The sequence below is a fragment of the Enterobacter vonholyi genome, assembly GCF_008364555.1.
In the GTDB taxonomy this organism is placed as follows: domain Bacteria; phylum Pseudomonadota; class Gammaproteobacteria; order Enterobacterales; family Enterobacteriaceae; genus Enterobacter; species Enterobacter vonholyi.
On sequence record NZ_VTUC01000009.1, the window covers coordinates 56,437 to 68,295 of the forward strand.

Consider the following 11,859-nt stretch of genomic DNA (forward strand, 5'->3'; position numbering starts at 1 on the left):
GATGCCGGAAAAAAATCAGTATGGATCAAGCGATGAAAAAAGGGCAGGTCTGCATGTCGCATTCCTGCCCTGGAAGGATTAGTGATCGAGGTAGAGGTAGTGCATCCAGCTGGTCATGCGCAGCAGTACTTTACGCATCACCGAGACGTGGGCGAAATGGTCCGAATAGACCGCCACCTGGGCATAGATACCGTCCGGCAGGGCATCGACTTCAGCGTCAGGGCTCAGTTCTATGATGGCCTGCACGCCATCCGTACCCGGTGTGACCGTCAGAGACTGCAGCGCGCCCTGCGCCTGATAGGTTCCTCCCGGTACCACAGGCAGAATTGCGGTGAGCTTCCCGGAGAACACCTGGCCCGGCAGCGCGTTAAACACCACTTCCGCTTCATCGCCCGGCTTCAGACGCAGCAGCGAGTTCTGGCGGAACTGGGCCACAATCTGACGCTTCTGTTCTGGGATAAAGACCATCACCGGACGCAGCGGCAGCGCGGCGGCATAGGTCCCCGGACGTATCAGCACCTGGGTGATGTAACCATCACTCGGCGCACGCACCACGGTCTGATCCAGGTTGTATTTGGCTTCGGCAAGCTGGGCGCGTAACGAAGCAATCTGCGACTGCTCGCCGTTCACCATGCTGTCTAACTGGCTTTGGATCTGCACCTGTTCAGCCACGGAGCCTTTCACCATGGCGTCCTGCGCCAGATAGTTTTGCCGCGCGTTATCAATATCGCTTTCAGAGAACGGATTGACCTTCGCCTGGCTGCCTTTCAGGTAGCGCTGATAATCTTTATAGAGGCGATCGCGCTCAGCGGAGACGCGCGTGGTATTGGCAACCGCTTCCGACAGCTGCGCTTTCAGATTGTCGATATTGTGCGTCGCGGTTACCAGGTCGGCCTGGAGTCTGTCGACGCGCGCCTGATAGCGGCCCGGATCAAGTTTAAATAACACTTCGCCTTTTTTAATTAGCTGGTTATTTTTATCTGTCACTTCGCTGACCACCCCGGTAACCTGCGGCGTAATCGGAATAGAAATAACCGCTTTTTGCGCCGTAAAGGTATACGGGTGGTTATAGTTCATTAACAGAATAAGTCCGGCAACAATAAATACGCCGCCTAATGTTGCGGTGGCAAGCGTCCACTGGTTGACCGGAATTCGGAATATTTTAAAGATGGCCCAGGCAAATGCCACGTAGGTCAAAATAATCAACAGATCCATGATTAGCGCTCCAGCGTGGTCTTATCAGCAGCAGGCTTTACCGCGGCCAGCTTTTGTTCTAATTCGGCCACGCGTTTGGCCAGCGCATCCATGCCCGGAACCTCATCAGGCTTTGTGATGTGGTTTTGCATACCCCAGCCGCGATCTTCACGGTACAGCGTGGCCCAAATCCACAGGAATGGCCAGATGGCATGAAGCGTAAACAGGCTAATCCAGCCTGCCGTATGAATGGCATCGGCATGTGGGTGGTTACGCTTTTTGGCCATATTATAAGGGATGTCATGGATAGCGATGATTCCATAAAAGAGAACCAGAAATACAAAAATCAATACGCCCAGCGCAAAATAGTTGAGAAACATATTCTCCTCACTTAAACAACGTCAACTCATTAAATTAATAAAACGGTACGCAACCTAATTAATTTTTTATAAACACGGGGTTGTGCTTATTATTTCCGAGCCGGGGAGTATGGGTTTTTATAATATCTCCATGCAAGTTTATAAGCGTGTCAAAATATATCCTGAATAATAATAGACTTAACCTTACAATATGAGCGTAATCCACCTTTTAACTTTTCGCCATACCACACAGAAAAAGTGGTTTTTTAGCTTATCGTGTCGTGCCATATCATCCTGGCGCTGAATCGCTATGCAGAGTTTGCCGTCGATCACAGCGGGAGAAATCTGCATAAAAATATTTTGTGAAATCAGTCACAATCCAGAAACAAACACGCCATAACAAAACGTGACAACAATCACACAAAAGGGTGTGTTTTGCTTTTTTTCTCGCCATCGTATTTTTTTTGCCCATCGTTTTTGTGATTCAGATCACCTCATAGATATCCTCACCCCCTACATTTACGTGACATGAATCACATAAATTTTCACTGTCTGGACAGTTGAACGATTCAGTGCCAGATTTCACAGCATCAGAACAGGGCCCGGCTACCTCTGCCGCCTCATTAACAATAAACCTCGGGCCATAAGCCTTAGCGTAAACAGAAGAAGGGGTGTTTTATGTCATCCGATTTCAAGATCAAAGTTCAAAGCTTTGGTCGTTTCCTCAGCAACATGGTGATGCCAAATATCGGCGCGTTTATCGCGTGGGGTATCATCACCGCATTGTTCATTCCGACAGGGTGGTTGCCTAACGAGACGCTGGCGAAACTTGTTGGCCCAATGATTACCTATCTCCTGCCGCTGCTCATCGGTTTCACCGGGGGTCGTCTGGTGGGCGGTGACCGTGGTGGCGTAGTGGGTGCCATCACAACCATGGGCGTTATCGTCGGTGCAGATATGCCGATGTTCCTCGGTGCGATGATTGCCGGTCCTCTGGGCGGCTGGGCGATTAAGAAATTCGACGTCTGGGTTGATGGTAAGATCAAATCCGGCTTCGAAATGCTGGTGAATAACTTCTCTGCGGGCATCATCGGGATGATCCTCGCCATTCTGGCGTTCCTCGGCATTGGCCCTGCGGTTGAAGTGCTGTCTAAAATTCTGGCGGCAGGCGTTAACTTCATGGTGGCGCACGAGATGCTGCCGCTGGCGTCTATCTTCGTTGAACCGGCGAAAATCCTGTTCCTTAACAACGCCATCAACCACGGCATCTTCTCGCCGCTGGGTATCCAGCAGTCTCACGATCTCGGCAAGTCTATCTTCTTCCTGATTGAAGCTAACCCGGGTCCAGGTATGGGCGTTCTGCTGGCGTACATCTTCTTCGGCCGTGGCAGCGCTAAACAGTCTGCTGGCGGCGCGGCGATAATTCACTTCCTGGGCGGTATCCACGAAATTTACTTCCCGTACGTGCTGATGAACCCGCGTCTGATCCTGGCCGTTATCCTCGGCGGTATGACCGGCGTGTTCACCCTGAGCGTGCTGGGCGGCGGTCTGGTTTCTCCGGCCTCTCCGGGTTCTATCCTGGCGGTACTGGCGATGACGCCAAAAGGCGCTTACTTCGCGAACCTCGCGGCTATTTTTGCGGCAATGGCCGTCTCCTTCGTGGTCTCTTCTATCCTGCTGAAAACCAGCAAGGTGAAAGAAGATGATGACATCGAAGCGGCGACCCGTCGTATGCACGACATGAAAGCCGAATCCAAAGGCGCGACCCCACTGGCAGCAGGTGATGTCTCTAACGACCTGAGCCACGTGCGTAAAATCATCGTTGCCTGTGATGCCGGTATGGGTTCCAGCGCGATGGGAGCAGGCGTGCTGCGTAAGAAAGTGCAGGATGCGGGCCTGACCAACATCTCCGTGACCAACAGCGCCATTAACAGCCTGCCGCCGGATGTTGACCTGGTCATCACGCACCGCGATCTGACCGAACGCGCCATGCGCCAGGTGCCGCAGGCACAGCACATTTCGCTGACCAACTTCCTCGACAGCGGCCTGTACACCAGCCTGACCGAACGTCTGGTGGCCGCGCAGCGTCACGAAGACAACGAAGTGAAAGTGCGCTCCAGCCTGCAGGACAGCTTTGACGAGAGCAATGCTCATCTGTTTAAGCTGGGTGCGGAGAATATTTTCCTCGGTCGTACCGCGGCCACCAAAGAAGAAGCGATTCGCTTTGCCGGTGAGCAGCTGGTGAAAGGCGGCTACGTTCAGCCTGAATATGTCGACGCGATGCTGGAACGCGAAAAACTGACGCCAACCTACCTGGGCGAATCCATCGCGGTGCCGCACGGAACGGTTGAAGCGAAAGATCGCGTCCTGAAAACCGGCGTCGTATTCTGTCAGTACCCGCAGGGCGTGCGCTTCGGTGAAGAAGAAGACGACATCGCCCGTCTGGTGATTGGTATCGCCGCTCGCAACAACGAGCACATTCAGGTGATTACCAGCCTGACCAACGCCCTGGATGATGAATCCGTCATTGAGCGTCTGGCCAATACCACCAGCGTGGAAGAAGTGCTGGCTCTGCTTAACAAATAAGTTCTCTTCCCTCTCCCTCCGGGGAGAGGGCTAGGGTGAGGGGGAAAACGTTCCTCACCCCAGCCCTCTCGGGTAAAAACATTGATGAAGGTTAACACTATGAAAGCATTACATTTTGGCGCAGGTAATATCGGTCGTGGTTTTATCGGTAAACTGCTTGCTGACGCGGGCATTACTCTGACATTCGCCGATGTGAATCAGGTTGTCCTGGATGCCCTGAATGCCCGTCATAGCTATCAGGTCCATGTGGTGGGCGAAAACGAGCAGGTTGAGACGGTATCCGGCGTCAACGCGGTCAGCAGCATCGGTGAAGACGTTATTGACCTGATCGCCAGCGTCGATCTGGTCACCACCGCCGTGGGTCCGGTCGTCCTTGAGCGCATCGCCCCTGCGGTTGCAAAAGGCCTGGCAAAACGTAAAGCGCAGGGCATCGACACCCCGCTGAACATCATCGCCTGTGAAAACATGGTGCGCGGCACTACGCAGCTGAAAGGCCACGTTCTTAACGCGGTGGCAGACGAAGACAAAGCCTGGGTTGAAGCGCACGTGGGTTTTGTGGATTCCGCCGTGGATCGCATCGTTCCGCCTTCCGAATCCGCGACCAACGACCCGCTGGAAGTGACCGTGGAAACCTTCAGCGAGTGGATCGTCGATAAAACCCAGTTTAAAGGTGACCTGCCGACCATTCCGGGAATGGAATTAACCGATAACCTGATGGCATTTGTCGAACGCAAGCTCTTCACGCTGAACACCGGGCATGCTATAACCGCGTACCTCGGAAAATTGGCCGGTCATCAGACCATTCGTGACGCGATACTCGATGAGAAGATCCGCGCGGTGGTAAAAGGGGCAATGGAAGAGAGCGGCGCGGTGCTAATCAAACGCTACGGTTTTGATGCTGAGAAACACGCAGCATACATCCAGAAAATCCTCGGTCGCTTTGAAAACCCGTATCTGAAAGATGACGTTGAGCGCGTGGGCCGCCAGCCGCTGCGTAAGCTGAGCGCGGGCGATCGCCTGATTAAGCCGCTGCTGGGCACTCTGGAATACGGCCTGCCGCACGCCAACCTGGTGAAAGGGATTGCCGCAGCGATGCACTACCGCAGCGAGCAGGACCCACAGGCGATTGAGCTGGCTCAGCTGATTGATGATAAAGGCGCGCAGGCTGCGCTGGCGCAGATCTCCGGTCTGGACGCCAACAGCGACGTGGTTGCGGAGGCGGTTAACGCATACAACGCAACCAAATGATGCAGAATGCGGCGCAGGTTAGCCTGCGCCCTGATTACAGATTGTCAGATATGCAGGCAATAATGGAACAAACCCAGGCCTTTGAAAATCGTGTGCTTGAGCGTCTGAATGCTGGCAAAACCGTACGAAGTTTCCTGATTGCCGCCGTCGAGCTGTTAACCGAGGCGGTGAATATCCTGGTGCTTCAGGTGTTTCGCAAAGACGACTACGCGGTAAAATATGCTGTAGAACCGTTACTGGACGGAGACGGACCGCTGGGCGATCTATCCGTGCGTCTGAAGCTGATTTATGGTCTTGGCGTGCTGAACCGACAAGAGTATGAAGATGCGGAGCTGTTGATGGCGCTGCGAGAAGAGCTCAATCATGACGGTAACGAGTATACCTTTACCGACGATGAGATTCTGGGGCCCTTCGGCGAGCTGCACTGCGTTACCGCGCTGCCCCCTGCTCCCCATTTTGATAACAGCGACCCTGAGCTCTACGCGATGCAAAAGCTGCGTTATCAACAGGTTGTCCGATCCACGATGGTTCTCTCCCTGACTGAGCTGATTTCCCGAATCAGCTTAAAAAAAGCGTTTCAGAAGTAAGCCTGCTCACATTGGTGTATCCTTCCCTGTAAATTCCCCGTTTTCAGAGTTATTTGTCATGAAAGAAGTCGAAAAGAACGAAATTAAACGCCTGAGCGACCGCCTGGATCTGATCCGCCACCAGATGGCGGGTCTGTCGCTGGTCGATTCCGCCGAGAAATACGCCGAGCTTGAGAAAGAGGCCGCGAAGCTGGAAGCGGAAATCGAGCGCCTGCGCGAAGTCAAAGGCCAGAAGCTGAGTAAAGAAGCGCAGAAGCTGATGAACATGCCGCACCGCCGTGCGATCACCAAAAAAGAACAGGCTGATATGGGCAAGCTGAAGAAAAGCGTCCGTGGTCTGGTGGTGGTTCACCCGATGACCGAGCTTGGCCGCGAAATGGGCCTGAAAGAGATGACGGGCTTTTGTAAGACCGCGTTCTAACCATTCTTCCCCTCCCCCTCTCCCGTGGGAGAGGGCCGGGGTGGGGCCTGATGCCCTCACCCCGCTTCAAATTGGCCCAACCAATCCCCCTTTTCTTTCTTCCCAGGTTCACAATTCCATTATTTCCGCTCACAAAACCATTGCTAGCTCATAACATCTGGTTAACCATTCATTGTCATTAACCCTACAACACAACATTGGCAGGACCACTTTTACACAACCTGTGACGCAGAGTTGAGCGGAGACTCACCCGCAGCGCAGGCTGTCTGGTCCCCAGGAGACCTGCATGAGCCTCTGGCAACAAAACTACGACCCGGCTGGAAATATCTGGCTGTCGAGCCTGATCGCATCGCTTCCGATCCTGTTCTTCTTCTTTGCGCTGATTAAGCTCAAGCTGAAGGGCTACCTCGCCGCGACGTACACCGTTGCCATCGCCCTGATGGTGGCGCTGTTCTTCTACAAAATGCCGGTCGATCGCGCGCTGGCCTCCGTCGTCTACGGTTTCTTCTACGGCCTGTGGCCGATTGCGTGGATCATCATCGCGGCGGTCTTTGTCTATAAAATCTCGGTGAAAACCGGGCAGTTCGACATTATCCGCTCGTCGATTCTCTCCATCACGCCGGACCAGCGCCTGCAGATGCTGATTGTTGGCTTCTCCTTCGGGGCGTTTCTGGAAGGCGCGGCAGGTTTTGGCGCACCGGTGGCGATTACCGCCGCGCTGCTGGTGGGTCTGGGCTTTAACCCGCTCTATGCCGCAGGTCTGTGCCTGATTGTGAACACCGCTCCGGTTGCGTTTGGCGCGATGGGTATTCCGATTCTGGTAGCCGGGCAGGTCACCGGGCTGGACAGCTTCGAGATCGGCCAGATGGTTGGCCGCCAGCTGCCCTTCCTGACCATTATCGTCCTGTTCTGGATCATGGCGATTATGGACGGCTGGCGCGGCGTGAAGGAGACCTGGCCTGCGGTGATGGTGGCGGGCGGTTCGTTCGCTATCGCCCAGTACCTCAGCTCGAACTTCCTTGGCCCGGAGCTGCCGGACATCATCTCTTCGCTGGTTTCTCTGGTCTGCCTGACGCTGTTCCTGAAACGCTGGCAGCCGGTTCGTATTTTCCGCTTCGCCGACATGGGCGCCTCGCAGGTCGATCAAACCCTGGCCCGCACCGGCTACACCGCAGGCCAGGTGATCCGCGCCTGGTCGCCGTTCCTCTTCCTGACCGCCACGGTTACGCTGTGGAGCATCCCGCCGTTTAAAGCTCTGTTCGCCCCGGGCGGCGCGCTGTACGACATGGTCATTAACGTTTCTGTCCCGTTCCTCGACAAGATGGTCGCCCGTATGCCGCCGGTGGTGCACGCCGCCACGCCGTATGCCGCGGTCTATAAATTCGACTGGTTCTCCGCCACCGGGACCGCCATCCTGTTTGCCGCTATTCTTTCCGTGGTGTGGCTGCGCATGAAGCCTGCGGCTGCGGTACAGACCTTTGCGGCGACCGTAAAAGAGCTGATGCTGCCGATTTACTCCATCGGCATGGTGCTGGCGTTCGCGTTTATCTCGAACTACTCCGGCCTGTCATCAACGCTGGCACTGGCGCTGGCACATACCAGCCACGCCTTCACCTTCTTCTCGCCGTTCCTCGGCTGGCTGGGGGTGTTCCTGACCGGTTCCGATACCTCGTCTAACGCCCTGTTTGCCGCACTGCAGGCCACGGCGGCCCAGCAGATTGGCGTGTCGGACGTCCTGCTGGTGGCCGCAAACACGACGGGCGGCGTGACCGGGAAAATGATCTCCCCGCAGTCCATTGCCATTGCCTGTGCGGCGGTGGGACTGGTCGGTAAAGAGTCGGATCTGTTCCGCTTTACCGTGAAACACAGCCTGATATTCACCTGCATGGTCGGGGTGATCACCACCCTGCAGGCCTATGTCTTAACCTGGATGATCCCATGATAGTGATGCCCAGACGCCTGTCCGACGAGATTGCCTCTCGCGTGCGGGCGCTGATTGAAGAACAACAGCTGGAAGCGGGCATGAAGTTGCCCGCCGAACGCCAGCTCGCCGCCCAGCTTGGCGTGTCGCGCAATTCACTGCGCGAGGCGCTGGCGACGCTGGTCAGCGAAGGGGTACTGGTAAGCCGTCGCGGCGGCGGCACCTTTGTGCGCTGGCAGCATGACGACTGGTCCGAGCAAAACATCGTTCAGCCGCTGAAAACGCTGATGGAGAACGACCCGGACTACAGCTTCGACATCCTTGAAGCGCGCCACGCCATCGAAACCAGTACCGCCTGGCACGCGGCCATGCGGGCAACCGACGCCGACAAAGAGAAACTCATCGCCTGCTTTGAGGCCACGCAAAGCAGCGACCCGGATATCGCCTCCCAGGCGGACGTCCGTTTTCACCTTGCGATTGCCGAGGCGTCGCACAATGTGGTGCTGCTCCAGACCATGCGCGGGTTTTTCGACCTGCTGCAATCCTCCGTGAAGCAGAGCCGCCAGCGCATGTATCTGGTTCCGCCGGTGTTTGCCCAACTGACCGAACAGCACGAGGCGGTGCTCAACGCCATTCTGGCCGGTGACGCCGAAGCCGCGCGCAAAGCAATGATGGCGCATCTCGGTTTCGTGCATACCACCATCAAACGATTCGATGAAGACCAGGCCCGACAGGCGCGTATTACCCGTCTGCCTGGCGACAGTGATATTTCCAGGGAGAACAAAGCATGATTATTTCAGCAGCCAGTGACTATCGCGCCGCGGCGCAGCGCATTTTGCCCCCGTTCCTGTTCCACTACATCGACGGCGGGGCGTATGCCGAATACACCCTGCGCCGCAACGTGGAGGATCTGTCGGAGGTGGCTCTGCGCCAGCGCGTGCTGAAGAATATGTCTGACCTGAGCCTTGAGACGAAACTGTTTAACGAAACGCTTTCCATGCCCGTCGCGCTCGCGCCCGTAGGCCTGTGCGGTATGTATGCCCGCCGTGGCGAAGTGCAGGCCGCCGCTGCAGCGGATGCCAAAGGCATTCCGTTTACCCTCTCTACCGTCTCGGTTTGTCCGATTGAAGAGGTCGCCCCAACCATCAAACGCCCGATGTGGTTCCAGCTGTACGTCCTGCGCGATCGCGGCTTTATGCGTAACGCGCTCGAGCGTGCCAAAGCGGCGGGCTGCTCCACGCTGGTCTTTACCGTCGATATGCCGACCCCCGGCGCGCGCTATCGTGATGCCCACTCCGGCATGAGCGGCCCAAATGCGGCGCTCCGCCGCTACTGGCAGGCGGTAACGCATCCGCAGTGGGCGTGGGACGTCGGCCTGAACGGTCGTCCACACGATCTGGGGAATATCTCGGCCTACCTTGGCAAACCGACCGGGCTGGAGGATTACATCGGCTGGCTGGCGAACAACTTCGATCCGTCGATCTCGTGGAAAGACCTGGAGTGGATCCGCGAGTTCTGGGACGGCCCGATGGTGATCAAGGGGGTCCTCGACCCGGAAGATGCCCGCGATGCGGTACGCTTTGGCGCTGACGGGATTGTGGTCTCTAACCACGGCGGACGTCAGCTTGACGGGGTGCTCTCCTCCGCACGCGCCCTGCCGGCGATAGCCGATGCGGTGAAGGGCGATATTACCATCCTGGCCGACAGCGGGATCCGCAACGGGCTGGACGTGGTGCGCATGATTGCGCTGGGTGCCGACAGCGTGCTGCTGGGACGCGCTTATCTGTACGCCCTGGCGACGGCCGGTCAGGCAGGCGTGGCGAATCTGCTCAACCTGATCGAAAAAGAGATGAAGGTGGCGATGACGCTGACCGGTGCGAAAACGATCGGCGAAATCAGCAGAGACTCCCTGGTGCAGGAGTTAAGCAAGTTACCGGCGGCGCTGGCTCCCCTTGCTCAGGGAAACGCGGCTTAAATTCTTCCCCTCGTTAACACCTCTTTCTCATGCGTCCGATCTCCCCCTCGGGCGCTTTTTTATGCTGAAAATAACATCCGGATAACATATTGAATAAGAAAATTTGACATCCACCTGCCGTCCGCAATTGTATAGACAAGCAAAGACAAGAACACAAAAACAACATCACATCAGAGGGGAGCGTATGACCTATTCAGGTAAGGTGGATATTCAGCAGGTGATCGACGACAGCCGCTTTTCAGGGTTTCACTGGCTGCTCATTGTGCTGGGCTTTCTGGTTCTGGCGATCGATGGCTTTGATACGGCGGCGATGGGCTACATCGCGCCTACGCTGTCGGCAGAATGGGGGATCCATAAACAGGATCTGGGGCCGGTGCTGAGCGCGGCGCTGCTGGGGCTGTCGCTGGGCGCGCTGATCGCCGGTCCGGTATCGGACCGGATGGGGCGCAAGCGCGTGCTGGTCTTTTCGTGCCTGTTCTTCGGCCTGACGAGTCTGGGGACGGCCTGGGCGCAAAGTCTGAATACCCTGACTCTGTGGCGCTTCCTGACGGGGCTCGGGCTCGGAGCTGCGATGCCCAACGCCATTACGCTTATCTCCGAGTTTGCCCCCCAGCGCTGTCGCGCCATGGCGATTAACACCATGTACTGCGGCTTCCCTCTGGGTGCAGCGGGCGGCGGCGCGATCTCGTCCTGGCTTATCCCCCATCACGGCTGGCGAAGCGTACTGCTGACCGGCGCGATTGCGCCGCTGGTTTTAACGCTGCTGCTGGCGCTGCTGTTGCCGGAGTCGGTGAAGTTTCTGGTGCAGCGCGGAAGAGATGTCATGCAGGTCCGCCGCATCGCCAACCGGTTCGCCCGCAGCACGCTGGATAGCGTCACGGGCTTTTTCCTGGCGGAGGAGAAAGTCGCGTCTAAAAAAGGGAGCGTGTCGCAGCTGTTTTCCATGCCCTGGCTGCCCGGCACCCTGATGCTGTGGGTGACCTATTTTATGGGGCTGGTGATTTACTACGTCCTGCTGAGCTGGATGCCGACGCTGATGCAGGGAATGGGTTATGCCCTGGCGGAGTCCGCCTGGCTCACCTCGCTGTTCACCTTCGGCGGCACGGCCGGGATCCTGCTCGCGGGCTGGATGATGGACCGTTGGGAAGCGCACAAGGTGGTCGCGGGCGGGTTTATCCTGACGATGGGGCTGATCCTGCTACTCGGCATGGAGCATAATCATATCGCCCTGTTTGGCGGGCTGATCTTCCTGATGGGGATCGCGATGAACGGCGCGCAGTCGGGCATGCAAACCCTGGCCGCCACCTTTTACCCTACCGAGTGCCGCGCGACGGGCATCGCCTGGATGCAGGGGATCGGCCGCTTTGGCGGCGTGGCGGGAACCATGACCAGCGCCCAGCTTCTTTCGATGCAGTGGCAGGCGGACAGTATTTTAATGATCCTCAGCGTACCCGCTCTGGTGGCCGCCGCGGCAACCGTCTACAAAATGCTGTATAGCCGCTCGCAGGAGCCCGGCGTCGCGTAGTTCCTCTCTTTTCTGCTATCCTGCCCCCGCAATTAAGGGGGCA

Annotated in this window: 10 protein-coding genes; 8 read left to right on the plus strand and 2 right to left on the minus strand. The window is 56.8% G+C overall.

From position 1 onward, the window contains the following. Positions 1-78: 78 nt before the first annotated feature. Together F0319_RS14640 and F0319_RS14645 are read right to left on the minus strand one after the other, a co-directional pair. Complete coding sequence (locus F0319_RS14640; protein ID WP_021242439.1) at positions 79-1,215, minus strand: HlyD family secretion protein; 1,137 nt, start codon at positions 1,213-1,215, stop codon at positions 79-81. 2 nt (positions 1,216-1,217) lie between these two features. After that, positions 1,218-1,574 carry a DUF3302 domain-containing protein gene (locus F0319_RS14645; RefSeq protein ID WP_111964320.1) on the minus strand — a complete coding sequence of 119 codons (357 nt, stop codon included), beginning with the start codon at positions 1,572-1,574 and terminating at the stop codon, positions 1,218-1,220. A gap of 657 nt (positions 1,575-2,231) precedes the next feature. Between F0319_RS14645 and F0319_RS14650 the strand changes: the two genes are divergently transcribed. The 8 genes from F0319_RS14650 (at position 2,232) to F0319_RS14685 (ending at position 11,816) form a co-directional block, all read left to right on the plus strand. Next, positions 2,232-4,139: a PTS mannitol transporter subunit IICBA gene (locus F0319_RS14650; protein WP_045907896.1), complete on the plus strand. Its 1,908-nt coding sequence runs from the start codon at positions 2,232-2,234 to the stop codon at positions 4,137-4,139. 99 nt (positions 4,140-4,238) lie between these two features. Further along, a complete protein-coding gene (mtlD, locus tag F0319_RS14655; protein WP_455507565.1) occupies positions 4,239-5,387 on the plus strand; it encodes a mannitol-1-phosphate 5-dehydrogenase in 1,149 nt (382 codons plus the stop codon). Continuing rightward, positions 5,384-5,974 carry a mannitol operon repressor MtlR gene (mtlR, locus tag F0319_RS14660; RefSeq protein WP_111964317.1) on the plus strand — a complete coding sequence of 197 codons (591 nt, stop codon included), beginning with the start codon at positions 5,384-5,386 and terminating at the stop codon, positions 5,972-5,974. Before mtlD ends, mtlR begins: the two co-directional genes overlap by 4 nt. A gap of 58 nt (positions 5,975-6,032) precedes the next feature. After that, positions 6,033-6,395: a YibL family ribosome-associated protein gene (locus F0319_RS14665; RefSeq protein WP_095441432.1), complete on the plus strand. Its 363-nt coding sequence runs from the start codon at positions 6,033-6,035 to the stop codon at positions 6,393-6,395. Positions 6,396-6,681: 286 nt separating this feature from the next. Then, positions 6,682-8,337 carry an L-lactate permease gene (gene lldP, locus F0319_RS14670; RefSeq protein WP_023294815.1) on the plus strand — a complete coding sequence of 552 codons (1,656 nt, stop codon included), beginning with the start codon at positions 6,682-6,684 and terminating at the stop codon, positions 8,335-8,337. Continuing rightward, the gene (lldR, locus tag F0319_RS14675) at positions 8,334-9,107 is read left to right on the plus strand and encodes a transcriptional regulator LldR (RefSeq protein ID WP_023294814.1); all 774 of its coding nucleotides are present in this window, start codon (positions 8,334-8,336) and stop codon (positions 9,105-9,107) included. The genes lldP and lldR overlap by 4 nt, the downstream gene beginning before the upstream one ends. After that, positions 9,104-10,291, plus strand: coding sequence for an FMN-dependent L-lactate dehydrogenase LldD (lldD, locus tag F0319_RS14680; protein WP_149367261.1), 1,188 nt, complete (start codon positions 9,104-9,106; stop codon positions 10,289-10,291). Before lldR ends, lldD begins: the two co-directional genes overlap by 4 nt. Positions 10,292-10,475: 184 nt before the next feature. Then, positions 10,476-11,816: an MFS transporter gene (locus tag F0319_RS14685; RefSeq protein ID WP_149367262.1), complete on the plus strand. Its 1,341-nt coding sequence runs from the start codon at positions 10,476-10,478 to the stop codon at positions 11,814-11,816. Positions 11,817-11,859: the final 43 nt, after the last annotated feature.